A 26312-nucleotide genomic window follows, 5' to 3' on the forward strand; every position below is an offset into this window, starting at 1 on the left:
AATGTTTTATTTTGCAGGAAATCGAAATTACTGAAAATGCAAACAATTACCGCTACAAACTATTCTGTATATTTTAATGAAAATGGATACGAATACTTAAACAGAATTCTTAAGCCTGAACTGTATTCTAAAATTTTTATTATTGTTGATGGTAATACCGCTGAATATTGTTTGCCTAATTTTCTAGCTCATTTGGCTACCAATATTGAAATTGAAATTATTGAACTTGAGGCTGGAGAAGAAAATAAGAATATTGAAACGTGTTTACAAGTATGGTACTCTTTAACAGAACTTGAAGGGGACCGAAAAAGCATTATTCTTAACTTAGGCGGCGGCGTAGTAACTGATTTGGGTAGTTTTGTAGCTTGTACCTTTAAAAGAGGTATTGATTTTATCAATATTCCTACCACGCTTTTAGGTATGGTTGATGCAGCAATTGGCGGTAAAAATGGTGTTGATTTAGGCATTCTAAAAAATCAAATCGGAATTATTAGAGAGCCGAAAGCTGTAATAGTTGATACTGATTTTTTACAAACTCTTGATGGCAGTCAAATGCGTTCTGGATTAGCCGAAATGCTTAAACATGGTTTAATTTATGATAAATCCTATTGGAATAAATTTAAAGATCTAAGTAACTTAAATACAAATGATTTAGACACTTTAATTCACGAATCGATTGCAATAAAAAACACTATCGTTTCAGAAGATTTAACTGAGAATGGTATTCGCAAAGCGTTGAATTTTGGCCATACTTTAGGACACGCTATTGAAAGTTACTGCCTTGAACATCCAAATGTAAAAAGTTTGCTTCATGGAGAAGCAATAGCCATTGGGATGATTTTAGAAAGTCATATATCAAAGGAAATGGGGCTTTTGAATAATGAAGCGTATCATGAAATCAAATACTGTATTTCGGATATTTTTGAAAAAGTCTCATTTACCACAGAGGCTATTAATCAGATCATCGATTTGTTAATCTTCGACAAAAAAAATGAATTTGGAAAAGTGCAATTTGTCCTTCTTGAAGAAATAGGAAAAACAAAACTAAATCAAACGTGTAGTAACGAATTGATTCACAATGCTTTTACTGATTATCAATTATAACTTTTTTTTAAAGAATAAGATTATAAATTAAGACAGATTATTTTTTACCTTTGCGTTAATGAAAGAACATAAACGCGAAAATTATTTTCACTACCAAAACACTGTGACAACTCCGTTGTTTCCTTGTCCTGTATTGCTTAATCAGCAATCACAGTCTATGTTTTTTATTGATTTGTTTAAATTTTTAAAAGCTTTTCACGAAAAACTTTTAATCGTATTTGCGAATATTAGAGTTTGAGATTAGTCTGTAATCCTCTCATTATTTCACTTATTTTAAATTTAAAACTATTACATTTCAAATGAATACAAAATACTATGACTTAATCAATCAAACTTTTTATTTCCCGCAAGAAGAATTTACTTTAAACAAGGACACCCTTCAATTTCATGGAATAGATTTGATGAAATTAGTCGAAGAATATGGTACTCCATTAAAGTTCACTTATTTGCCAAAAATTTCGAAAAACATCAAGCGCGCAAAAACTTGGTTTCGAAATGCAATGGAAAAACACGATTATGATGGAAAATACTTTTACTGTTATTGTACAAAAAGCTCTCACTTTGAATTCGTTTTGAATGAGGCTTTAAAAAATAACATTCATATTGAAACTTCTTCTGCTTTTGATATCAACATTGTTGAAAAATTGATTGAAGAAGGTAAAATAAACAAAAACACCTTTGTTATTTGTAACGGTTTTAAACGTGACCAATACATTGAGAATATTGCACGTTTAATCAACAATGGACATCGTAATACAATTCCTGTAATTGATAATTATGAAGAATTGGATTTGTTACAAGAACAAATTAAGAGTAAAATTAAAATTGGAATTCGAATTGCAGCTGAAGAAGAGCCAAAATTTGAATTTTATACTTCTCGTTTAGGAATTGGTTACAAAAACATTGTTCCTTTTTACAGAAAGCAAATCCAAGAAAATAAAAAAGTTGAATTAAAAATGCTTCACTTTTTTATCAATACAGGTATCCGTGATACGGCTTACTACTGGAATGAACTTTTAAAATGTATGAAAGTTTATATTGCTTTAAAAAAGGAATGTCCTACTCTTGATAGTTTGAATATTGGTGGTGGTTTCCCAATCAAAAATTCATTGGCTTTTGAGTACGATTACCAATACATGATTGATGAAATTTTAAACCAAATCAAAATTGCTTGTGATGAAGCTGAAGTAGATGTACCTAACATTTACACCGAATTTGGTTCCTTTACAGTTGGAGAATCTGGTGGTGCTATTTATGAGGTTTTATACCAAAAACAACAAAATGATAGAGAAAATTGGAACATGATTGACTCTTCATTCATTACAACTTTACCTGATACTTGGGCAATTAACAAGCGTTTTGTGATGCTTGCCGTAAACCGTTGGAACGACACTTATGAAAGAGTGTTATTGGGTGGTTTGACTTGCGACAGTGATGATTATTACAACTCAGAGCAACACATGAATGCGGTTTATTTACCAAAGTACAACAAAGAAAAACCATTATATATTGGTTTCTTCAATACTGGTGCGTATCAAGAAACAATTGGAGGATTTGGAGGTTTACACCACTGTTTAATCCCACAACCCAAACACATTTTAATCGATCGCGATAAAAATGGTATCCTTGCAACAGAAGTATTTTCTGAACAACAGCAAGCTGAAGACGTATTGAATATTTTAGGTTACAATAAAAACAAATAATACAAAAACTATGAGCAATAATAAAGGTCCTATTAGTCAATTTATAGAAAAACACTACCTTCATTTTAACTCAGCTGCGTTAGTAGACGCTGCAAAAGGATATGAAGAGCATTTATTGGCAGATGGTAAAATGATGGTTACTTTGGCTGGGGCTATGAGTACAGCTGAATTGGGTAAATCATTAGCGGAAATGATTCGTCAAGATAAAATTCATATTATTTCGTGTACAGGTGCCAACCTTGAAGAAGATATTATGAACTTGGTTGCTCACAACTCTTATAAAAGAGTTCCAAACTACCGTGATTTATCACCACAAGAAGAATGGGATTTATTAGAAAACCATTACAACCGTGTAACCGATACCTGTATTCCTGAAGAAGAAGCATTTAGAAGATTACAATCGCATTTATTTGATATCTGGAATAAAGCAGATAAAGCTGGAGAACGTTATTTCCCACATGAATTCATGTACCAAATGATTAATTCAGGAGTTTTAGAGCAATATTATGAAATTGACCCTAAAGATTCTTGGATGGTTGCTGCTGCAGAGAAAAATTTACCAATTGTAGTTCCAGGATGGGAAGACAGTACTATGGGTAATATTTTTGCTTCCTACTGCATCAAAGGAGAATTCAAAGCGACTACTATGAAGAGTGGTATCGAATACATGATGTGGTTGGCAGATTGGTATCCAAAAAACAGTTCTGGTAAAGGTGTTGGTTTCTTCCAAATTGGAGGAGGTATCGCTGGAGATTTCCCTATTTGTGTTGTACCAATGTTGTACCAAGATATGGAAATGCACGATGTACCATTTTGGAGCTATTTCTGTCAAATTTCTGACTCTACAACAAGTTATGGATCGTATTCTGGAGCTGTTCCAAACGAAAAAATTACTTGGGGTAAATTAGACATCACAACTCCTAAATTCATTGTAGAATCTGATGCTACGATAGTTGCGCCGTTGATTTTCGCTTACCTATTGGGTTGGTAAAAAAATGATAAAAAAATAAATCAAAAAGTATTTGATATTTTCATTTAGGATATTACATTTGACAAAAATACAAGCATAAAATTAACCCAATGAAAAGAGTAATTGTTGATTACGCTAAATTAACAAGTGAGATCTTGACTTTGTTAGTTGAGAAGTTTCCTGATGGATATGATGAATCAGATATCATTCGATTTAAAAACGCTAAGAATGAAACTATTGAAGCTGTAGAGGTACGTACTGAGGATACGATTTTCTTAGTTAAAGTTAGTACTAAATTAGCTGATAGAATCGAAAACTATGAGGAAGACGATATTGATGTGTCTGCTGAAGATGATTCATTAGATGCTTTAAAAGATTTAGAAATCGCTGACGAGTCAGAAGAAGATTAAATAAAAAAGGTATGCTGTAACAGCATACCTTTTTTATTTAATGTCTAAATAACGTGTTGTAATCACATTCAAGTGATGCAAGGTGTGGCCTAAAATAATACAACCTAATGCTCGCACCGAAACTGAAGCATTTGAAGCTGTTCCGAATCGCTGTAATTGTTCCTCCGAAAAATTTTGAAATAAAGTAATAGTAGCTTTACGCACTATTATAAATTCCCCTACTAAGCTAGCGAGCGAGCGTTTGTTTGCTTCTACCATATCTACATAGCTATTCTCATCAAAACCTGGTAAAGGTGTTTTATCATTTCTTGCAATACGTAAACTACGGTAAGCAAAAATTCTCTCTGCGTCTATTAAATGCTGTACAATATCCTTCGGCGTCCACTTCCCTACTTCATATCGAAATTCTTCTTTATTAGTTGGAAAACCATCAAAATACAATTTAACGGTATTTAACTGCTCTTCTAAGCCTAACACTAAAGAAGTAAAATGCGCAGTAGCGAGATTGACATAATCTTCGTAAAAGGAAGCATATTCATTTGGGTTTACATTAATCATAGGCATAAAAAAATCCCGAGTAATCGGGATTCTTATTTTTATTACATTTCTTTAAATATAGTATGCATCAATCTTTTTTTATCATTAATGCTTTCTTCTAACGAAATCATGGTCTCCGTTCTGTAAACACCTTCGATATCGTCAATCATGAAAATTACTTCTTTAGCATGTTTAGTATCTCTAGCTCTTATTTTACAGAATATATTAAATTTACCAGTAGTTACGTGAGCAACTGTCACATAAGGGATTTCGTTGATACGTTGTAAAACAAACTTAGTTTGTGACGTATTGTGTAAAAACACACCAACATAAGCTATAAAAGAGTATCCTAATTTTTCGTAATCCAACGTTAAAGATGATCCTTGAATAATACCAGCATCTTCCATCTTTTTAACACGAACGTGTACTGTTCCTGCAGAAATTAAAAGCTTTTTAGCAATATCTGTAAATGGAACTCTAGTGTTATCAATTAACATATCTAAAATTTGATGATCAACTTCATCTAATCGAAACTTACTCATAAGGTGTTTGTAAAATTATTTTGAACTATTTAACGCAAAAGTATTAAAGAAATTGCAAACCATTGATGAATTTTAACATATTATTTAAATAAAAGTCAGCTTTTTTTGAAATTTCTGGAAAATTCCCATAATCGGCACTAAAAGACATCTCTTTTCCATCTATCTCAACATGCCCTTTAAATTCATCCAATTTATCAATAGCTACAATTTTGGCAACGAATTTAATATCACCATCAACCAAGTTTTCTTCAAATTGGGCTGCAAAAGTAATCATTTTTTCTTCATTATTGTCAATAGTTTTGATATTTCTATAAATTAAATCGTAAAAACACTTCGAATTTTGAGGAATTCGTAAATAATTGTTTAATTCCTGCTCATCATTCTGTTTTCTATGAACTTCATTCTCCTCAAAATCAACTAGCGCCGTTAAAAGCGCTATAAAAACGTATTTTCTAGACTCTTCTCTATTGTAATCATTTTGAAAATGTCCCGCTTCAAATAAAATTGTTGGAATTCCTATACTTGTAATATAATCACCCGTGCAATTCACATTGAAAGCATCATCAAAACGACCAATTTGATTTGGAATGTACTGTTTTAATACAGTGTTCATTCTATTAATGATCTGAATTGCTGCTAATCGTGTTGGATTGTATTCTCGTTCTACATTGTATGCAGGTGCTAAAAATGAAATTGTTGCTGGTAAACCTGTGCCTTCAGTACCAAAAATAGTTCTTTGATCGTGTAAATTAAAGCATAAATCAGGCTTGAACGTTTCTAAAAGCCCCCTTAAAACCTTACTTTCAGGTTCTGTAATAGTTAAAGCATCACGATTCAAATCAATTTCATTTGCATTTACTCTTGTATAAGCTTCCGCTCCATCAGGATTTAAGATAGGTATACATAATAAGGTAAATTTACTTGCTATTTGCTCCGCAATAATGCTATCCGTATTTAATAAATTAAAAAAATCAAACAATCCTTTTGTAGTGGTTGGTTCGTTGCCATGCATTTGAGACCACATTAAGATTTTCTTTGATCCTGTTCCAAATTGTACAGCATAAATAGGTTTTTGTTTTACCGATGTTCCGCAAATGGAAATTTTAAAAGTATCATTTAAGCTTTCAAGTACTTTAACAATATGCTCGTTTGTTATATATTTCCCTTGGAGTTGGCTTACTTGGTATTCAGTTGCTAATTGTAATGTATTCATGATTTTGTTTTACTTTACAAATGTAAACAAGTTATATTTTACATTTGTAAACAGACAAAAATTGACTATAGTTTAATAATGTAAACACCTTCATAGTAGTATCATCGCTTATTTGCAGTACACTTGTTTACTTATGTTAGTAATTAGTAAATCATATTACAATACATTATTTATCAGTAATTTAGTGTTTATCACATAAACCAATACTTGATATTATTTTAGTGTTTTACAAATGTAATTTTGCGAATTTGGATTATATTGTTTACATTTGTAATCAACCTTTTTTCTTATAGCTATTTACAATGGTAAACACTGACGATTTCATAAAAAGACTGGAAACTATATTTGATTATTACAATTTAACAGCTTCTTCTTTCGCGGATAAGATAGGGGTCCAACGTTCTAGTTTGTCTCACCTACTCTCTGGTAGAAACAAACCGAGTTTGGATTTTATATTAAAAGTTACCGAGGTATTTCCAGAAATTGACTTGTATTGGATTTTAAATGGTCGCGGAAATTTTCCGAGTTCTGAAGAAGATAATATTGTTCAAAATGAAGTTTCAAATTCAATGCCTCACCCATCTCCTGTAACTTTAAAAAATGAATTTGGTTCAAACGAAGTATTAGGTTCCCTTTTTACGGAAGAACATTTTGATTCTTCCAAAACTTCAGTAAAACCAAACGAAGCAATAAAAAATTCAAATATGGAAGTTTTGAACACACCTGTTTCCAATGTTGAGACAGATATTGACTATGTTGTAATTTTTTATAGTGATGGAACTTTTAGAAAATACAAACCAAAATAAAAGGCGCAACTCAAATAATTGAATTACGCCTTTTAAAGGTATTAAATCAAAATTTATTCGCGATGTAGGAAAACAGACGCTACTCCTGCTTCATCTCTCGAAAATGCTGGTGCTATATCTCCAGACATCATTGGCATATCAAAAGTCAACACCTTTCCTCCTCCATTTGCACGTTCTGCAACATATATCAAATTCGTTTCGTAATCATAAGCAACGTCAACAGGATTTCCTAAAGCCGTGTTCGGACCGTAGATTCTTTTTTGGTTACTCATAGCAATTGTTCCCATATTTGATGTAGCCGCAAACACACTTGAAAAATTTGAAATTATAACAATACCTCCATCGGTAGCATCTGAAGCACTTGCTACGTCTGTAAGAATCATGACATTATCTTCAATAGAATGTGTAATACCGTGAGTGCGTACTAAACCTTCTATACTTACTCTTTTTGATGGCATTATCATACCGTCTGCCATTGAAAAGAAATTATTAAACACTACAATGTCGCTCGTTAAATCAACTATTGCAAATAAATCATTTCCTTCCATATGAATCCCCCATACTTTAAAATCTAATGTATAATCACCTATTAAAGCATATCCTGAGCTTGATTTTTGATACACGAATAATTTATTGGTGTCTCCATTACTAGCCGCTTGGTCTTGTGTCACTATTATTTTATCACCTGAAACTGCAATTTCTCTTGGATTTGTAAAGTGCATGTTGGAACTTGTGTGTGTCATGCTTAAATTATCCATTCCACTCATTATGGCATTATTTAAACCAGAATAGGTTTCAATACGATTATTAGTTCTTGATGCTAAAATAATTTCGTCCGTATCATTATTGTAAAAAATACCATCATTGTCCATGCCATCAACACTAAAAGATAAAGTTGTTGCGGAAGTGTTTAATAAATTGGTATATGAAATTTTTCCAGTAGTATTACTTGCTGTGACGAGTTTGGCTACAGGTTCTGCAACAGGAGTAGGATTTGGTGTTTCAGGCGTCTGAACAACAGTATCATCATCTGAACACGATAGTAAGGCAAGTGAAGATACTAGGCCTAATAAAAGTAAATTTTTCATAAGACTATAAGTTTTATTGTTAGTTAAAACTCATATACGTAGAAAAATAAACTTTGGTTTTAATTAAGCATTCGATTTTGGTATATAGCTATATTCCTGCACTTTACCAACAACACCTGTATAATACTTTTCTAGGATTCTAATATCCTTTTCAATATCATTAGTCGGAAAATAAGGGTCATGAATGAAAACTGTTTTTTTTCCATAATCAAACGCAACGGGTATTATTGGTATATTGGCCTTAACCGCTATGTAATAAAATCCTGTTTTCCATTCGGAAACTTTTTTACGTGTTCCTTCTGGAGCAATAGCTAGTCTGAAAACTTCTTTTGATTCGAAAACTTTAGCAATAGCCTCTACCTTATTTTCGTTTTTTTGTCGATTCAAAGGTGCGCCTCCCATCCATTTGAAAAAATAACCAAAAGGAAAACGAAACAATTCTTTTTTGGCTACAAAATTCATTTCCAATTGGGTTATCCCTCGCGTAAATACACCCAGATAAAAGTCATGCCAACTTGTATGCGGTACAACTATCATCACACATTTTTTCAATTCTGGAGTAATTGAACCCTTTATAGTCCACCCCATAAGATTACAGAAGATAAATTGGTATAAGCGCTTTTTCATCACGAATATTTATTCAAAAATAACATATATTTACCATTAGAAACAAAAATTACCATGATTAACCAAATTCTAAGTTATATATTACCCATTAAAATTTTTAAAAAACCTTCTGAATACAGTAAAAATCTTGAAGTTACGTGGAATAATGGTCAACTTGTTCTCGATTCTGAAAATACAAATTATTCCTATGGAAGTCTACAACGCATTTTACGAAAAGGTTTAAAATACATAGGATTTGAACGTATAAAAAATTTTGAAAGCATTTTGGTTCTTGGAGTTGCGGGCGGAAGTGTAATTAAAACATTAGTGAATGAAGTTCATTTTACAGGTAAAATTACTGGTGTTGAAATTGATGAAAATATCATTGAAATTGCTAACACTTACTTCCAATTGGATACCATTCCCAATTTGGAAATTGTAATTGAAGATGCCTTTGAATTCATATTAAAATCGCAAACGACATACGATTTAATCATTATTGATATATTTCAAGATACTACGATGCCTTCCTTTTTATTTGAAAAATATTTCATTAACAAACTTAATCAATCTGTTAAGGTAAATGGATTTATCTTATTCAACACCATGGTTTTAACTAAAAAAGATAAGGAGCGGAATCAAGTTTTTAGCAATTCATTTGACACTCATTATTCTGTGAGAATGTATCCAAAGGTTGAAGATCATAATGAACTTTTTACCATTAAGAAATTGGCTTGATTTTTAAATTAAATCTGATTTTTTGGTACATATTCCAAAACATGTTATTTATTCAAATTCAAAAAAATCATAAGTATCCTCTATCAATTCACATGCATTGTCTTTACCCCAATAAATAGTTTTTTCACCTTTAATCCTAAATATATAATCAATTTGAGCGGAACAATAGTTTATTTCTTTCACATCTAAGTTTTTCATAGTTGACAGAAATTCATTCAAATCATTTTTTATATTTTCACTTTTTGAATATACCCAAGGTTCATTTGAGTCTTCTTCCAAAGTGAAGGTTAAATTTTTTCTTCTAAATGAAAACTCATTTTGTTCATTATTTATAAACTCAATGAGTTTTAATGAACCATTAAAACAACCTACTTTTTTGTAAAATAATTGAAGTGTGTCATTTTTATTTAATTTATCAATATTTAAATATTTAAGATTTCTTATAGAGTAAAAATCATTTATTTCAACTGGAAATTTTAGTTCTATGTTTTTTTCAAAATTTATTGCTTTCGAAATAGTATCTTTTAAATCAGATATGAAATACAATTCATAATTCCCTTTTTTTAAACTATCATAAATCAAACTAACATTTACATTATCATCATGAAAAAAAAGTTTTGATTTAATTTCATTATTAGATTTTTTGATAATTAAATTTCTCCAAATTCCAGAATCTGGCTGTATTACTTGAATAAAATTTCCCTTTGGGGTATAAATTACTGAACTATTCTTTTTGCCTATAAAAGCCTGCCCCCTGATACTATCATTAGGAACTGAAATTATAGAAATGTAATTATCTGATTTTTTAATACAAAACTGAAGCGAAAAGAAAATAATAAAGAAGCCTAAATATGTTAATACTTTATTCATTACTATATGTTTTTGCATTTACTCTTCAGTAACAAAATTAAATTCATCTATTAGTTTACTTTATAACTCAAGTAGCTGTTATTTTAAGACTAACAATCTCGCTTTCTCCAAATCCTCAGGTGTATCGATACCAATACTCGCATGAGTCGTTTCAACCATTTTGATTCGTTTTCCATATTCCAGATAACGCAGTTGTTCTAATTTTTCAGAAGCTTCCAAAGCAAGCATTGGCAATTTATAAAAATCCATCAAAGCTTCTTTTCTAAATGCATAGATGCCAATGTGTTTCATATAACGCACCCCAACATTTTCCTCACGTGGATACGGAATAACAGAACGTGAAAAATACAACGCAAAGCCTTGTTGGTCCACAATGACCTTTACATTATTTGGATTTTCAATGTCCGTTTTCTCTTTTATTTCAAACATTAAAGAGGCCAAATCTACCTTTTTATCATGATCGGCTTTAAAAACTGCTATCACTTCTTCAAGTGGTTTTTTATCAATAAAAGGTTCATCTCCTTGTACATTGATTACCACATCAACTTCCATGTTTTCGACTGCTTCCGCTATTCTATCACTACCACTCTCATGCTCTTTTTTCGACATGATAGCTTTTCCTCCATTGGAAATAATTTCATTATAAATTAATTCTGAATCGGTCACTACAAAAACATCATCAAAAAGTGCTGTTTTTACTGCTGCCTCATAGGTACGCATAATTACCGTTTTCCCTCCTAAATCTTGTAGTAATTTTGCAGGAAAACGCGTTGATGCATAACGAGCTGGAATAACGGCTATAATTTTCATTCTTTATTTTTTAATGCTAAATAATTCAAACTTGATAAAACGTCTAATATAATCCTTTTTAAATTTGATTATTCACTTGAAATTCAAATTTTATTAGAAAAAGGATTCCTTTCTATTGAACAAAATACTCCTCTTTAAAACCAATTAAATATAATTTTTCTTTGGCACGGGTAACCGCTGTATACAACCAACGGATGTAATCACGAGAAATACCATCGGGTAAATACGGTTGCTCTATAAAAACCGTATTCCACTGTCCTCCTTGCGATTTATGACACGTAATGGCATACGAAAATTTGACTTGCAAAGCATTAAAGTACACATTTTCTTTTACTTTCTGCGTCTTTTTATATTGTTGTCGTTCATCAGCATAATCCAGTAATACTTCTTGGTACAAACGATTGGATTCTTCATATGTTAATGATGGTGATTCACTCGAAATGGTGTCCAAAAGCAGTACCGTTTCAAAAGGTGCTTGATTGGGATAATCAATCATTCGTACTGTCACATTGGCAAATCGAAAACCGTATAAAGCAATTGTATTTTTAATTCTCAGAATTTCAATGATATCGCCGTTGGCTATAAAATCAGCTTCAGTAGAATCTTTTAACCAAAAATAATTGTTTTTCACTACCATCATCAAATCTCCGGTTGAAATTTCACTTTCACGCGATAAAATTCTGGTTCGAATTTGTTCGTTGTATTGATTGGCTCTTTTATTGGAACGAACGATAAAAGCAGTTTCCTCTACTCCATTTTGTTGAAAGGAATCAAAAATTGCATCCTGAATTTCATAACCATCTTGTAATCGTACGATATCTTTAAAACCTTTCAATTGAAATTGAAAAGTATCCATAAAATGAGATTTTAAAATTTCGCGTAATGCTGTGGCATTGTATAAAATCCCAGAATTTTCTTCTTGACGCATCACCTCGTCTAATTCGATATGAAAAACTTCCTTATTATAATGTAGTGATAAACGGTCGATATCCAATGCTGGACTGATATCCATATTAACGGGAGGTAATTGGGCAGTGTCCCCTATTAATATCATCTTGCAATTTTGGCCTGCATCAACATATGTCATCAAATCATCTAAAAGAGAACCGTTTTGGTAATTTTGAGAATCAACTGCATTGTCGGCAATCATAGACGATTCATCGACTATAAATATGGTGTTTTTAAACTTATTGGGTTGCAATGTAAAAGCAACTCCACCAGAATTATTTTTCTTTGGAAAATAAATACGTTTGTGAATGGTATGCGCTGGTTTTTCTGAATAATTGCTGATTACCTTTGCCGCTCTACCGGTGGGTGCCAACAATATAAATTTTCGTTCTGCGTTTTTTAAATAATGAACAAGTGTTGAAATAATAGTTGTTTTTCCTGTTCCGGCATAACCTTTCAATACAAACAACTCATCATGACGTGTACTTACAACAAAATCAGCTATTTTCTGAAAAAAAATATCTTGCTTGAGAGTAGGTTCGTAAGGGAAATTATTTCGTAAAGTTTTGTAAAACAGCAAAGAAGTCATTCTGTAGTAATTTGGCTTGTATATTTTTCCAAAGATACAGCGGATTTTTATAAGAATTTCTTTTGAGTAGAAAAAAAAATTGTAGATTTGCGTACCTATTAAACTAAAAATTATTCAATAAAATGTTAGTACTAGTTTTATTTATTATTGCAACTTGTGTTGTAGCTGTAGGTTTAGTTAAACTTATAGACAAATTTTTACCTAGCAATGCTAGAATGTTTGTATCTATCTTTCTATGGGTTGTAACAGCTTTTTTAGCGTATTCAATTTACAGTTCAATTATGAAACCTATTGAATTCAAAAAGGATAAGACAGAGCGATATGAAGTAGCCGTTAGAAAATTAATGGACATCAAAAAAGCGCAATCAGGCTACAAGACTGTATATGGTAAATATGCGGAAAGCTTTGAAGAATTAACGCGTTTTATTGAAAATGAAAAATTTGCTATTGTATCGAGAAAGGATACGGCAGTTATTGATACTAAGAAAAATGCTGCTTTCCGAATAACTACTGATGCTACTGGTAAAGGTGGTTTCTTTAAAGATATCGTGGTTATTGATACTTTAGGATATGTTTCGGTAAGAGATTCATTATTTAAGGATTCAGATCGTTACAAGCGTTTGAATGTAGTTAAAGCTGGGAATATTGAAGTTACAGTTGATATGAAAGCTGGTTTTATTGAAAGAAATGATATTAAAGTTCCTGTTTTTCAAGCAATTATTGATAAAAATGCAATTTTAGCAGATTTAGACCAAGAATTGGTTGCTCAAGAAAACAAAGTAGAAGATATTAACGAAATTAACGGTGATAAAATTATTTTAGGTTCACTTGAAGAAGCAGTAGTTTCTGGAAACTGGCCAAAAAGATATGGCAACAACGAATAACGATATTACTCAAAAAAAATATAAAAAGTTGTCCATTCAAGTTGCTTTGAATGGACTTTCTTTTTGTGTCTTTGACCTTATTACTCATACAATAAGTCATTCGAATACTATAACTTTTCCCAAAAATCAAATTATAGAAGAACAGCTTTGGAAAGTATTTGTGGATTATCCAATTTTAAATGATTCGTATGATCAAGTGATGATAATACACGATAATAACTTAAACACCTTTGTCCCCAATTCTTTATTTGATGCCAATTTCTTAGGGAGTTATTTACAATACAACGTAAAGGTTTTTGATACCGATTTATTTGCATATGATTCACTGGAAAATTATTCTCTACAAAATGTACATGTGCCTTACGTGAACATTAATAACTTCTTTCTGGACCAATACCCTACTTTTGATTATCAAAATAGTAATACTATATTGGTCAATAAATTACTTGTAAATAGCAATTTTACTGATGAAAAACAAGTTTACATCCATGTACAGGATGGACATTTTGAACTTGTAGTTTTGAAAAACAAGGAATTAATCTTTTATAATTCGTTTGAGTATCAAACTCCAGAGGATTTTATTTATTATGTATTGTTTACCTTTGAACAATTACAATTAAACCCTGAAACAACGACGGTTCAATTATTGGGTGCTATTCAAGAGAATGATGTTTATTTTTCCATTGCTTATACCTATATTAGAAATTGTCAATTGCTGGATGTGAGTCAATTGGAAACCAAATTAAATATTAACGCCGCTACAATTCGTAAAAATTTTATACTGTATCAGTCATGAGAATAATATCTGGAAAATATAAAGGCCGCCGTTTGGTTGCCCCTAAGAAATTACCCGTACGCCCTACGACTGATATGGCGAAAGAAGCACTATTCAATATTCTAAATAATCATTTTAATTTTACAGAATTAAAAGTTTTAGAACTTTTTGCTGGTACCGGAAATATCAGTTATGAATTTGCTTCTAGAGGTTCGGCACCTATTACTTGTGTTGATGGCGATTTTGGATGTGTGGCTTTCATCAAAAAAACGGCTGCGGAATTTGATTTTGACATTACTGCTTTCAAAAGTGATGCATTCAAATATTTAGAGAATTGCAAAAACTCATTTGATATTGTTTTTGCAGATCCCCCTTACCACCTTACACAAAAGGAATTTGAAAGTATCATCACTTTAGTTTTCGAAAATAATATTTTGGATGAAGAAGGTATGTTGATTGTTGAACATTCAAAAGATACAAAATTGGAACACATGCCTCATTTTTCGTTCGCTAAAAGTTACGGAGGCACAACCTTCACTTTTTTCGAATATGAAATGGAAGAGGATGAAAATGAGGATTTTGAAGAAAACGATACCGAATAAAATATATTATGATTGTTTTAAAACCCAATGAAAAAAGAGCCAAAACTGCTATACTTCTAATAATAGTTGTGGTTGTCATTCAAATCATTTCTTTATTGTTTGATATTATGCAATATGAAATGCTACAAATTGGGTTTACCAATCAAGAAGCCGAAAACAATGATTTAAGACAAACTACAATTGGTGTTTTGTTGATTATTGCTTTTATCACTTCAGCAACTACATATATCTGTTGGTTTCGTAGAGCATATTATAATCTGCACCAACGTGTCAATTATTTAGAACATTCTGAAGGCTGGGCAGCCGGTAGTTGGTTTGTTCCTATTGTAAATTGGTTTCGTCCTTACCAAATTATGAAAGAATTATATGTTGAAACCGAAAAATTTCTTCGAAAAAATGATTCCTCATATACCAAAACTACAAAAACTACAACTGTAAGTTGGTGGTGGACAATTTGGATTATTTCAACAATTATCGATCGAATCAATTATACTATCACTCAAAAAGTCGAAACTTTAGAAGAGTTCAACATTAGTACCATTTGGAGTATTATTTCAGCTTTAGTAACGATACTTTCGGCTATTTTAGCCATAAAAGTAATTAAAGACTATAGCGATATTGAAAAAGCCTTTCATCACTATCAAGAACCAAACGAAAATGATGCAACTGGAATTGCATTTCTAGAATCTGATGAAAAATTAGAAGAAAAAATGCAGACCTATAAGCCGGATTCTGTATTTCAATAAAATTGAAACCCTTATCATTTATCTAGATTTCGTATTACTACGAAACTCAAGCTGCCTACCCCTCAACATTGGACGAGTAGCCCTTAATTGTTGATATACATGGCATTTCACCGCATAGAGTTTACCTGGTTTCACTACAGCATTACCTGTACCTGCTTTCTGTTGCACTTGTCCTCACCTTTCGGCGGATGGGCATTACCCATTATGCTACTCTGTGGTGTCCGGACTTTCCTCCCTCCTATATGAATAGGACGACGATAAGGCGGTCTGCGCTGCAAACTTACAATAAATTAAGTTCCTTTTCACATATTCCAATAAGAGTTTAACATTCTCTACAGTAAAAATAAATTTGAAAATTGTAACTTTATAGTGTACAACACTTTAAATCAAAAATCATGTCTGCAATATATCATTATGCATCGGTTTCAAAGGCGTTGCAAAAATTAAGAGAACTCGGTTTTACCTATGACTTTAACTTGAATGGAGGCGATTTAAAACTTCATCCAGAAGATTATAGTATTCAACATATTTACCGCTATGAAGGGGATTCAAACCCAGATGACGAATCTAGTGTTTATGGCATCGCTTCTAAATTTGGTTTGAAAGGTGTGTTTGTAATCGGAAATGCCGCAAATTCTTCTACAGAATCTTCAAAAATTATTCAAAATTTATCCATTAAGCCTTCTACAGAAGGGTCGCTATAATTTCATCATATAGCTTATAAAAATGTGAATAACTTTTTTCCAATAAACCTATGCTAGGTTTACACAGCCAAACAAAAATACTATATTTGTATTTCAATTTTAGTTATGGAACAATTTATAGTATCGGCACGTAAATACCGTCCACAAACCTTTAAGGATGTTGTGGGACAGAAAGCCATTACTAATACTTTATTAAATGCCATAGCAAATAATCATTTGGCACAGGCTTTATTGTTTACCGGACCTCGCGGTGTTGGTAAAACGACTTGTGCGCGTATTTTGGCACGTAAAATCAATCAAGAAGGTTATGATGACCCTTATGAAGATTTTTCGTTCAACGTATTCGAACTTGATGCTGCATCAAACAATAGTGTGGATGATATTCGAAACATTATTGATCAAGTGCGTATACCGCCTCAAACGGGTAAATACAAAGTGTATATTGTCGACGAGGTACACATGCTTTCACAAGCCGCTTTTAATGCTTTTCTTAAAACTTTGGAGGAGCCACCTAAGCATGCTATTTTTATTTTAGCAACTACAGAAAAGCACAAAATTATTCCAACGATATTATCGCGTTGTCAAATTTTTGATTTTAAACGTATCAGTGTTAAAGATGCTAAAGTGCATTTAGCGGAAATTGCTAGTGAACAAGGTGTTACTTTTGAAGATGATGCTTTACACATTATAGCCCAAAAGGCTGACGGTGCTATGCGTGATGCCCTTTCTATATTTGATCGTGTCGTTTCGTATTGTGGTACCAACTTAACCCGACAAGCCGTAACGGAGAATTTAAATGTACTTGATTTTGAATATTATATCAAAATAACCGATCTACTATTAGAAAATAAAATTCCTGAACTACTAGTTGCTTACAATGATATTTTAGCTAGAGGTTTTGATGGACACCATTTTATTGCAGGATTGGCATCGCATTTTAGAGACTTATTGGTTTGTAAAAATCCTGCCACTTTAACTTTACTTGAAGCAGGAGAACAAGCTCAAGCACTTTACAGTTCTCAAGCACAAAAAGCATCTCAAGACTTTTTATTAAAGGGAATTGAATTGGCCAATGATTGTGATTTGAAATTTAAAAATAGTCAAAATCAGCGTTTGCTAGTTGAACTTTGTTTGATGCAATTGGCCTCTATCACTGTTGATGGAGAAAAAAAAAAGCTAAGTCCTTTATAATTCCAGCAACATATTATAGGAATAACGCTTACTCTATTGTTGAAGTAGCACAACCAAAAATTACTCCAACAGCAGAAAAAATTGAGGTTGCTACTCCCAAAACAGAAATAGTACAAGAGCCATTGGCTGCTGTTACTATAAAACCAACACCTCCACCAATTATAGTTACGCCGGCTAATGATGGGGTTCCTAAAGTTTCAGCATTTTCATTGGCAAGTATACGTGCTAAAAAAGCTATCGAAGCCCAACAATTGGGTCAAGTTAGACATCACGATACTTTACCAACGGAGAAATTTACTGAAACCGATATGTTGTTGCTTTGGAACAAATTTGCACAGCGCCTTACCGATCAAGGAAAACGATTGATGGCTACTTACATGCAAATGAATGATCCGGTTTTAGACGGAACTACTATAGTATTAGAGTTACCCAACCAAAGTACCAAAGAAGAATTTTTAACGGGACATAATGAACTATTGGGTTATTTAAGAGGGAAATTACACAATCACGATATTACAATAGAAGTACAAGTAAATGAAGTTACCGAAACCAGATATGCATTTACCCCTATTGAAAAATTTGAAAAATTGAAAAGTATAAACCCAAACTTGGAATTGCTTAAAAAAATGTTTGATTTGGATGTGTAAATCATTAATTAGTTTTAGCTATTTTTATAATTTCTAGCTTTTGCTCAACTTCTTTTATCCTATTCAACCAATATCTAATTACTTCTTCATTTGTTATTACCCCAGCTTTAGCACGAAATTCTAATGGAAATTGACTAATAGTAGTCCAATGTTTACTTTTCTCACTTTGAATTGCACTATTTGTTGTAGGTTCTATTCTGTTACGCCAAAAAACTAATTGTTTATGATATTCTTTTAAAATTTCTTCAAAGTACGCTACCAACGTTTGTATATCTTGTGGGATATAACCTGGCCCGCTACAACCACAAGAATGAAACGTTATGCCAACTTTGTATAGATTTTGTATGTGTTTCCATTGTTTTATATCATCCTTTTTGGGCGATTCAAAGTCAAGTCCCATATCAGCCATTAACTCACCACACTGCGGACATTTCGCCTCTTTATCAATTTTACTATCACGGCTAATATCCCATAATAATCTACGTTTAAAACTCTTACGACAAGTAAAGCATGCATAATGTGGTTTATATGATAAAGTTGAATATCTACACATAATTTAATTTACAGTTGGTTTAAAACGATTTGCGATTTAGTGTATAACAGCCTTTTTTATTTTGTTATAAAAAACACTGCTAAATCCGTAATAATTTCATTTCGTATGGCTCCTCTCTCGAGAATCCATAGATTTCAATATATTCATCCGTAATTTCTCTGATTGGTATTACAGTGTCTAGATGACCACCTTGATAATCAAAAATAAAATATGTTTGCTGAATTTCATGCAATTGCATTTTGTGTGAAGACTTACCATTAGTAGCTTCGACAAAGAATGGATGCTCTAATTCAACATTAAAAGCTACTTTAAATTTATATTCTGAATTTATAAATGAAAGTCTTTCTATTTCACTTATTGAAAGTTTAGTTTTCGTTACTTCTAATTTTACGAAGTCTACTAAAGCACCTCCTTTTTCATTTCTATTGGATAAAGTAAATCGCTTTTCATTTATAAATTCTATATTTCCAAAGAACTTGTCATCGACAAATACTTTGTGATCTAAAATTTTATAACTTCTAGTGAAATGAATTTTTTCAAAATCATATGAGATTAATTTTCCGTCTTTGAATTCAAACAAATTTATTTTTGGAACCAAATAAGTATCTGCACTTTTAGTTAATATCCATTTCCCATCTATATTTTGACTAAAAGATAAATTCATAAAAAATAAAAATACAATGCATTTTGAAAATTTTATTTTCATCATTCTATTGGAATAGGTTCAAAAAAATGTTTTTGGCTTAAAAGCGATTTTTACAACTTACTTTTTTAAATACGCCCGTAATACATCGCTTTTACAATACCATCAGAAAGTCCAATTTTTGGCACATAAATTTGTCTAGCTCCACTCCATTTCATGGCATTCAAATAAATGCGTATTGCCGGAATAATAACGTCAGCCCGATCGGGGTTTAAACCTAATTCTGCAATGCGTTGTTCGTAAGTTAAAGCGTTCAACTTTTGATATTGCGCATTCACATACATGTATGATAACGGTTTAGTTTGGTGTTTTTCCGATAATTTGAATAATTTATTAATATTTCCACCAGAACCTATTAAAGTAATTTCATCATAAGGAGCTACGGTAACTTTAATCCATTTTTCAATTTCGGTCCAAACAATATCCGAAACCATATTATTCAACAAACGAACTGTACCATTTTTGAATGATTTTGACGATACAATTTTACCTTCGTGAAACAATGAAAATTCAGTACTTCCCCCTCCCACATCAACATACAAATAGGTTTTGTCGGAATTTATAAATTGTTTTAAATCGGAAGTTGCTATTATAGAAGCCTCTTTTTTTCCATCGATAATATCAATCTTAATATCGGCTTTTTTCTTGATTAAGTTAACCACATCAACACCGTTGTTAGCTTCTCGCATTGCCGAAGTAGCACATGCTTTGTATTTTTCAACCTTGTGTACTTTCATCAATAAATTGAAAGCTTTCATAGCATCTACCATGCGGGTTATATTATCTTCAGAAATGTCTCCAACAGTAAAAGCATCTTGCCCCAAACGAATCGGAACACGCACTAATGAACTCTTATTGAACTGAGTAGGTTGCCCTTTTTGTTCAACAATATTGGTTATTAAAAGTCGCATGGCGTTAGAACCAATGTCTATTGCTGCATATTTTTTTAAAGTAATCATTCTCTTGTGCTTTCCTTTAGATCTTTTCTGTAATAACTTCTAACTTGTTACGGTAATAATTGTACATTTCCAATTGTGCTCGGAATGGTTTTTCTTCACCTCTTTTACGATACGAATTTTTTAAATCTTTTGATTGCAAACGGGCTTTTACATTGGCTTTCCAACCTATGTCAAAAGTTTCAATTAATTCATTTTTAATTTCTTCATCATATATCGGACACGTTACTTCTACCCTAGCATCAATATTACGCGTCATAAAATCGGCAGAAGAAATAAATACATCTGGATTACCTCCATTACCAAAAACATAAATGCGAGAATGTTCTAGATAATGGTCCACTATACTTATAGCTTCAATATTTTCACTCATACCCGGAACTCCGGGAATCAAACAACAAATACCACGAATAATCAATTGAATTTTAACTCCTGCACGACTTGCATCGTATAACTTATCAATCATTCTAAAATCCGATAAGCTGTTCATTTTTAGTTTAATAAATGCTTCTTTACCTAAGAGTGCATTTTGCATCTCACGTTCAATCAATTTATTAAATTTTAAACGTGTATAATGTGGCGATACAATTAAATGCTTGTATCGGTGTACTTTATAATTAATTTCAAAGAAATCAAAAACATGTGCCGTATCCTTTAAAATTCTAGGATTTGCTGTAAATAACGTAACATCGGTATAAACTTTTGCTGAATTTTCGTTGAAATTTCCAGTTGAAATAAAACCATAACGTTTCACTTTATTGTTTTCCAATCGTTCAATTACACAAATCTTACTGTGTACTTTTAAACCTTTTACACCAAAAATCAAATCAATCCCTTCGGTTTGCATTTGTTCGGCATATGATATATTACTCGCTTCATCAAAACGAGCTTGTAATTCTATTTGAACGGTTACTTTCTTTCCATTTTTGGCAGCATTAATCAAGCTACTTACAATTTGCGAATTTTTTGCTAAACGGTATAACGTTATCTTGATTGAAACTACTTTTGGATCCAAAGCTGCTTCACGCAAAAATTTGATGATGTATGAAAAAGACTGATAAGGTGCATTTAATAAATAATCTCTTTGGCGAATTTTACCTAAAATACTTCCTTCCAGATTCAATCCAGGAATAGGTAAAGGAGAATTTTCTTTGTACAACAAATCATAGCGCCCTAAATTTGGAAAATTCATGTAATCGCGTCGGTTATGGTAACGTCCACCGGGAATTATACTATCTGAGCTATCAATTTTCATTCTATCCAATAGAAACGACAAAGTATCTTTTCCAATACCCTGATCGTAGATAAAACGAACCGTTTCTCCTACACGTCTTTCTTTTACACTGTCAGATATCTTTTCAATAAAACTTTTACTCAAATCACTATCAAATTCCAATTCCGCATCACGTGTAATTTTAATCATATGGGCTTCAATACTCTTATAATCGAATATATTGAAGATATAATTCAAATTGTAACGAATTACATCATCTAACAAGATGATATATTGCTTTTCATTATTCGAAGGTAAAACCACAAAACGGTTGATTGTACTTGGTATTTCTACTATAGCATAACGGATTTCTTCATCTTCTTCTGTATGTAACTTTCCACCAACATTTGAATGTTTATTCGAACTAGTATTCATTACTAATTTCACCGCCAAATATCCCGAAGTGTCTTTTAACAATGGGAAGGTATCCAAATCATTTAACATGATGGTTACAACCGCAGGACTTACTTTTTGAATGAAATAATCTTTAATAAAATTTTCATGTTCTTTCGAAATTTCATTCTCAGTAATAATGTAAATATTTTCTCTCTCGAGTTTCGATTCAATTTCACTTAAAATACGTAAACTTTCTGATTGATGCTCAATTACTACTTCGGTAATTTCTTTCAATAGTTTTTCAGCTGAAATACCTCCTAAGATTTTTTCAGTGTCTATATTTTCGAAACGCATTCTGCGAATGGCTGCATAACGCACTCTGAAAAATTCATCTAAATTATTTGAAAATATTCCTAAAAAACGAAGCCTATCCAACAATGGGACAGACTCATCTGCAGCTTCTTGTAATACTCTTGCGTTAAAAGTTAACCAGCTTTTTTCTCTATCTATGTACTGATTCAGATTTGTACTGTTCATGCTTAAAGTGACTTGGGAAAACGGTTTTAATGATTTGACCTTTTTGTAAATTGGACCACGCATCAATATCAAACTTCATTGAAACAACACCAGATGTTGGTACATTTTCGATTAAAAGGTCCCCAAATTTATTAACAAAATTCGTAATAGCCCCATTATGTCCAAAAAGAATTAAATTATCATATCTATTTTCACAATTTTTTATAGACTCTTCTAATTTTTTCTCTTCAAAAGTGTATAAATCATCTCTTAATATGATGTTTTCATAAGGAATCATGAGATTTTGAGAAAATATCATAGCCGTTTCTTTAGCCCTTTTTGCAATACTAGACCAAACAACATAAGTCTTAGGGAGTATTACGTTAATTTTTTCAGAAATTAAATGTGCATTATGAATACCTCTTTTGGATAATGGTCTATCAATATCCTTTGAAGGGGTTTCCCAACTTGATTTGGAGTGTCTAATTAAGATTAAATTTTTCATATGCCTGTGGTTTTGTATTATAAAGTAACTAAAAAAAAACTAAAAAATCGAACCTCAAAGAATAAAAAAAATGTTAGTTCATAGGATTTATAAAACACTTCATCGAAAAATGATCCCTTAATTCAAGAATAGCCTTTCATATTAACTAATTTAGTCCCAGCTATTAATAACAAAGCCCCCTTATGAACATAATTTACACTCCGATGTAAAAGGATTTTAAAGAAGCTTTTTTAAAGCTTCAATTAAAAAAATTTCCCCATTTTTTTTATTGACCTAAGTTTTTACCCCCAAGTAACAACAAACTTACCTAACCCATTTATTGAGCCTTCATTGGCTAGAATTTTGTTTAATTAAAAGTAGAGGTTATGAGAACAAAAATTACACTACTCTTGCTATTTATAGCAATGGGTTTCAACGTGTCTTATGCGCAGTTTAATGCGCAGCAACCTGATTTAAGACTTTGTGGAAATCCTCCCAATTATTATGAAGATTATTACAATTGTACTTCGAACAATTATACCATTGATGATGTATTTTTGAGTTTGACGAATGTAAATGGTCAACCCTTAAACGACTTCACTTGTACTCCAGGTGCTACAGCACCTTTGTACATCATGCTTAATTACACTTCAAACTCTAATAGTTCCGTGTACTTTGCTAGATTGTTTGCTGATTTGATTATAGATGGAGTAACCATTCAACTTAATGTTGAATTAGGAACCATTACTCCAGGAGCGGGTCAAAGACAACTCTACGGTCCTTTCAACTGGGTTTGTGGTCAAGAAATCGATTTAACAAGAATATTACTCGTTTGGAAAACTAGTAATAGTGGAAATCCAAATCTTTTATATGATTGTAATACATTTGGAAAGTCTCAATGTGGAACACCTGATGCAATTGTTGTTACAGCTCCATTAGCTGTACAATTTGAATATAGCGGTTGTACTGTAGGAACTTCTTCCACCATTAATTTTGAATCTACAACAAATGGAGGAACTCCTCCTTATACTTATGCTTGGAGTTTAGGCACAAATGGTCCAACAGTTTCTACTGTTGAAAACCCAACCTATGTATTCAATACAGGTAGTCCTACTTCAGTAACGCTTACAGTAACCGATTCCAATAACCTCTCAAATACTTATACACTTCCAATAAATTTTCCAACAGAATTGATTATATCACCTGTTGTTCAAGGTCTTACTTGTACCCCAGGTTCAACCGCATCAATAGACTTGACGATTTCGGGAGGAACTCCTCCCTACACCTATTTGTGGAATACCGGTGCTACGACTGAAGATCTTTCAAATCTAGGTATAGGTACTTACAGCGTAGTTGTTACAGATAGTGCAGGATGTACCAAAAATTACTCCACTACTATTTCAGCAGTTACTTGTTGCGAATTTTTAGCAACATGTCCCACATTTCCAGCTACTAGTTTTCAATGTTATGACTTACTGCCTGCAGAAGGTATAATTACTGAAGCTGTATTTGAAAGTTTAGGTAACGGTGATGGAGTTATTGGTGATAACCCATGTGGTGTTATTGAAATTGTTGCGACCAATGGAGCTGACCCTGGTTGTAATGCAAATGTAATTCGTACCTATACCATCACAGAATATGACGATGTGAATGACAACGGTGTTCGTGATGTGGGAGAAAATACAATCTTAAATACAGTAGTGTGTAATCAAACGATTTTGATACATGATACTACTCCACCCTCAATTACAACTCAAGCTAGTAATAGCACTGTGGAATGTAGTGTTTCTAACGGAACAGAATTCAACACTTGGTTGAACAACAATGGTGGCGCTGTTGCTTCTGATGCTTGTGGAAATGTAACATGGACCAGAGTTGGTGCTTCTATTTCCGATGACTGTGCATCAACTGGTACTGCTGTAGTAACTTTCAGAGCTACCGATGACTGTGGTAACTTTAGCGAAACGACGGCTACTTTCACTATTCAAGACACTACTCCTCCTTCAATTACAACTCAAGCTAGCAATAACACTGTGGAATGTAGTGCCTCAAATGTAACTGAATTCAATACTTGGTTGAACAATAACGGTGGCGCTGTCGCTTCTGATGTTTGTGGAAATGTAACATGGACCAGAGTTGGTGATACTATTTCCAATGAGTGTGGTACTACAGGTACTGCCACTGTAACGTTTAGAGCTACAGATGACTGTGGTAACTTTAGCGAAACGACTGCTACATTTACTATTCAAGATACTACTCCACCTTCAATTACAACTCAAGCTAGCAATAGCACTGTGGAATGTGATGGAAACGGAAATACTGTCGCTTATAATACATGGTTACAATCTCATGCAGGAGCTACTGCAATCGATAATTGTGATAGCGATGTCTCTTGGTCATGGGTTGTTTTAAATACTAGTAATCCTTGTCCTGGAGCTATTCAATATACAGTACAATTTAGTGCAATTGACGATTGCTTCAACAATACAGCTACTACAGCTACATTCACCATTCAAGATACTACTGCGCCAACTTTAATTACACAAGCGGTAAACCAAACCGTAGAATGTGATGGTAATGGTAACATTGCCGATCTTAATGCGTGGTTAGCAGCTAATGGTGGTGCTTCCTCTTCAGATGATTGTTCGGCTGTGACTTGGTCTAACGACTTTACTACGCTTTCAGATCTATGTGGTGCTACTGGTTCGGCTACTGTAACCTTTACCGCTACTGATGATTGTGGAAACAGCTCGACTACTTCGGCTACTTTCACTATTCAAGATACTACTGCGCCAACTTTAATTACACAAGCTGTAAACCAAACCGTAGAATGTGATGGTAATGGTAACATTGCCGATCTTAATGCGTGGTTAGCAGCTAATGGTGGTGCTTCCTCTTCAGATAATTGTTCGGCTGTGACTTGGTCTAACGACTTTACTACGCTTTCAGATCTATGTGGTGCTACTGGTTCAGCTACTGTAACCTTTACCGCTACGGATGATTGTGGT

24 protein-coding genes, 1 other RNA gene and 3 pseudogenes are annotated in these 26312 nt (G+C 32.5%); 14 read left to right on the forward strand and 14 right to left on the reverse strand.

All coding sequences use genetic code 11. From position 1 onward, the window contains the following. Positions 1–36 precede the first annotated feature (36 nt). The 4 genes and pseudogenes from aroB to ACFS5J_RS01550 form a co-directional block, all read left to right on the forward strand. Complete coding sequence (gene aroB / locus ACFS5J_RS01535; protein ID WP_379810169.1) at positions 37–1104, forward strand: 3-dehydroquinate synthase; 1068 nt, start codon at positions 37–39, stop codon at positions 1102–1104. Positions 1105–1403: 299 nt separating this feature from the next. Beyond that, positions 1404–2807 (forward strand): arginine decarboxylase, encoded by a 1404-nt coding sequence (locus ACFS5J_RS01540; protein ID WP_379810170.1) that lies wholly within the window; start codon positions 1404–1406, stop codon positions 2805–2807. Between the two features lie 10 nt (positions 2808–2817). Next, positions 2818–3798 (forward strand): deoxyhypusine synthase family protein, encoded by a 981-nt coding sequence (locus ACFS5J_RS01545; protein ID WP_379810171.1) that lies wholly within the window; start codon positions 2818–2820, stop codon positions 3796–3798. 89 nt (positions 3799–3887) lie between these two features. Continuing rightward, positions 3888–4184: pseudogene (locus tag ACFS5J_RS01550) on the forward strand (DNA primase); the annotation flags it as partial. 36 nt (positions 4185–4220) lie between these two features. Here the strand turns inward: ACFS5J_RS01550 and ACFS5J_RS01555 are convergent. The 3 genes from ACFS5J_RS01555 to ACFS5J_RS01565 are packed head-to-tail and all read right to left on the reverse strand — an operon-like array spanning position 4221 to position 6479. Then, positions 4221–4751: a DinB family protein gene (locus tag ACFS5J_RS01555; protein WP_379810172.1), complete on the reverse strand. Its 531-nt coding sequence runs from the start codon at positions 4749–4751 to the stop codon at positions 4221–4223. A 35-nt stretch (positions 4752–4786) separates the two neighbouring features. After that, a complete protein-coding gene (locus tag ACFS5J_RS01560; protein WP_379810173.1) occupies positions 4787–5266 on the reverse strand; it encodes an Lrp/AsnC family transcriptional regulator in 480 nt (159 codons plus the stop codon). A gap of 43 nt (positions 5267–5309) precedes the next feature. Further along, on the reverse strand, positions 5310–6479 hold the full coding sequence (locus ACFS5J_RS01565; protein WP_379810174.1) for a M14 family metallopeptidase: 1170 nt from the start codon (positions 6477–6479) through the stop codon (positions 5310–5312). A gap of 302 nt (positions 6480–6781) precedes the next feature. On the opposite strand from ACFS5J_RS01565, the gene ACFS5J_RS01570 reads away from it, so the two are divergent. Continuing rightward, positions 6782–7285 carry a helix-turn-helix domain-containing protein gene (locus ACFS5J_RS01570; RefSeq protein WP_379810176.1) on the forward strand — a complete coding sequence of 168 codons (504 nt, stop codon included), beginning with the start codon at positions 6782–6784 and terminating at the stop codon, positions 7283–7285. A gap of 53 nt (positions 7286–7338) precedes the next feature. Here ACFS5J_RS01570 and ACFS5J_RS01575 read toward each other — a convergent pair whose 3' ends face one another. Then, the gene (locus tag ACFS5J_RS01575) at positions 7339–8373 is read right to left on the reverse strand and encodes a hypothetical protein (RefSeq protein WP_379810178.1); all 1035 of its coding nucleotides are present in this window, start codon (positions 8371–8373) and stop codon (positions 7339–7341) included. Positions 8374–8436: 63 nt separating this feature from the next. Next, on the reverse strand, positions 8437–9000 hold the full coding sequence (locus ACFS5J_RS01580) for a 1-acyl-sn-glycerol-3-phosphate acyltransferase (RefSeq protein ID WP_379810179.1): 564 nt from the start codon (positions 8998–9000) through the stop codon (positions 8437–8439). 54 nt (positions 9001–9054) lie between these two features. Here ACFS5J_RS01580 and ACFS5J_RS01585 point away from each other — a divergent pair, with 54 nt between their 5' ends. Beyond that, a complete protein-coding gene (locus ACFS5J_RS01585) occupies positions 9055–9717 on the forward strand; it encodes a spermidine synthase (RefSeq protein WP_379810180.1) in 663 nt (220 codons plus the stop codon). Between the two features lie 48 nt (positions 9718–9765). Here ACFS5J_RS01585 and ACFS5J_RS01590 read toward each other — a convergent pair whose 3' ends face one another. The 3 genes from ACFS5J_RS01590 to ACFS5J_RS01600 form a co-directional block, all read right to left on the reverse strand. Then, the gene (locus ACFS5J_RS01590) at positions 9766–10587 is read right to left on the reverse strand and encodes a hypothetical protein (RefSeq protein WP_379810181.1); all 822 of its coding nucleotides are present in this window, start codon (positions 10585–10587) and stop codon (positions 9766–9768) included. A 78-nt stretch (positions 10588–10665) separates the two neighbouring features. Further along, the gene (gene kdsB / locus ACFS5J_RS01595) at positions 10666–11397 is read right to left on the reverse strand and encodes a 3-deoxy-manno-octulosonate cytidylyltransferase (RefSeq protein ID WP_379810182.1); all 732 of its coding nucleotides are present in this window, start codon (positions 11395–11397) and stop codon (positions 10666–10668) included. Between the two features lie 112 nt (positions 11398–11509). Continuing rightward, on the reverse strand, positions 11510–12934 hold the full coding sequence (locus ACFS5J_RS01600; protein ID WP_379810183.1) for an ATP-dependent DNA helicase: 1425 nt from the start codon (positions 12932–12934) through the stop codon (positions 11510–11512). Between the two features lie 122 nt (positions 12935–13056). On the opposite strand from ACFS5J_RS01600, the gene ACFS5J_RS01605 reads away from it, so the two are divergent. The 4 genes and pseudogenes from ACFS5J_RS01605 to ACFS5J_RS01620 all read left to right on the forward strand — a co-directional run. Next, on the forward strand, positions 13057–13818 hold the full coding sequence (locus ACFS5J_RS01605) for a hypothetical protein (RefSeq protein ID WP_379810184.1): 762 nt from the start codon (positions 13057–13059) through the stop codon (positions 13816–13818). Continuing rightward, entirely contained in the window at positions 13802–14614 is an 813-nt protein-coding gene (locus ACFS5J_RS01610; RefSeq protein ID WP_379810185.1) for a DUF3822 family protein, read from the forward strand. The genes ACFS5J_RS01605 and ACFS5J_RS01610 overlap by 17 nt, the downstream gene beginning before the upstream one ends. Then, positions 14611–15195 (forward strand): 16S rRNA (guanine(966)-N(2))-methyltransferase RsmD, encoded by a 585-nt coding sequence (gene rsmD, locus ACFS5J_RS01615; RefSeq protein ID WP_379810186.1) that lies wholly within the window; start codon positions 14611–14613, stop codon positions 15193–15195. The genes ACFS5J_RS01610 and rsmD overlap by 4 nt, the downstream gene beginning before the upstream one ends. Before the next feature lie 119 nt (positions 15196–15314). Further along, positions 15315–15797, forward strand: a pseudogene (locus ACFS5J_RS01620) (DUF4328 domain-containing protein); the annotation flags it as partial. A gap of 103 nt (positions 15798–15900) precedes the next feature. Here ACFS5J_RS01620 and rnpB read toward each other — a convergent pair. Next, positions 15901–16215, reverse strand: an RNA gene (rnpB, locus tag ACFS5J_RS01625) — RNase P RNA component class A. 121 nt (positions 16216–16336) lie between these two features. On the opposite strand from rnpB, the gene ACFS5J_RS01630 reads away from it, so the two are divergent. The 3 genes from ACFS5J_RS01630 to ACFS5J_RS01640 all read left to right on the forward strand — a co-directional run bounded on the left by ACFS5J_RS01630 (position 16337) and on the right by ACFS5J_RS01640 (position 18483). Beyond that, the gene (locus ACFS5J_RS01630) at positions 16337–16645 is read left to right on the forward strand and encodes a hypothetical protein (protein WP_379810188.1); all 309 of its coding nucleotides are present in this window, start codon (positions 16337–16339) and stop codon (positions 16643–16645) included. A 105-nt stretch (positions 16646–16750) separates the two neighbouring features. Further along, positions 16751–17836: a DNA polymerase III subunit gamma/tau gene (dnaX, locus tag ACFS5J_RS01635; RefSeq protein ID WP_379810189.1), complete on the forward strand. Its 1086-nt coding sequence runs from the start codon at positions 16751–16753 to the stop codon at positions 17834–17836. A 122-nt stretch (positions 17837–17958) separates the two neighbouring features. Further along, positions 17959–18483: a DNA polymerase III subunit gamma/tau gene (locus ACFS5J_RS01640; RefSeq protein WP_379810191.1), complete on the forward strand. Its 525-nt coding sequence runs from the start codon at positions 17959–17961 to the stop codon at positions 18481–18483. Between the two features lie 4 nt (positions 18484–18487). Here the strand turns inward: ACFS5J_RS01640 and ACFS5J_RS01645 are convergent, their stop codons facing one another. The 5 genes from ACFS5J_RS01645 to ACFS5J_RS01665 form a co-directional block, all read right to left on the reverse strand. After that, positions 18488–19036, reverse strand: coding sequence for a hypothetical protein (locus ACFS5J_RS01645; protein WP_379810192.1), 549 nt, complete (start codon positions 19034–19036; stop codon positions 18488–18490). Positions 19037–19115: 79 nt separating this feature from the next. Continuing rightward, the gene (locus ACFS5J_RS01650) at positions 19116–19700 is read right to left on the reverse strand and encodes a hypothetical protein (RefSeq protein ID WP_379810193.1); all 585 of its coding nucleotides are present in this window, start codon (positions 19698–19700) and stop codon (positions 19116–19118) included. A gap of 107 nt (positions 19701–19807) precedes the next feature. Beyond that, positions 19808–20698, reverse strand: coding sequence for a Ppx/GppA phosphatase family protein (locus ACFS5J_RS01655; RefSeq protein ID WP_379810194.1), 891 nt, complete (start codon positions 20696–20698; stop codon positions 19808–19810). Positions 20699–20714: 16 nt separating this feature from the next. After that, on the reverse strand, positions 20715–22841 hold the full coding sequence (gene ppk1, locus ACFS5J_RS01660) for a polyphosphate kinase 1 (RefSeq protein WP_379810196.1): 2127 nt from the start codon (positions 22839–22841) through the stop codon (positions 20715–20717). Further along, complete coding sequence (locus tag ACFS5J_RS01665; RefSeq protein WP_379810197.1) at positions 22807–23325, reverse strand: SixA phosphatase family protein; 519 nt, start codon at positions 23323–23325, stop codon at positions 22807–22809. The genes ppk1 and ACFS5J_RS01665 overlap by 35 nt, the downstream gene beginning before the upstream one ends. Before the next feature lie 365 nt (positions 23326–23690). Here ACFS5J_RS01665 and ACFS5J_RS01670 point away from each other — a divergent pair. Then, positions 23691–26312: pseudogene (locus ACFS5J_RS01670) on the forward strand (hypothetical protein); the annotation flags it as partial.

This window comes from Flavobacterium chuncheonense (genome assembly GCF_042686145.1).
GTDB classification, from domain to species: Bacteria; Bacteroidota; Bacteroidia; order Flavobacteriales; family Flavobacteriaceae; genus Flavobacterium; species Flavobacterium chuncheonense.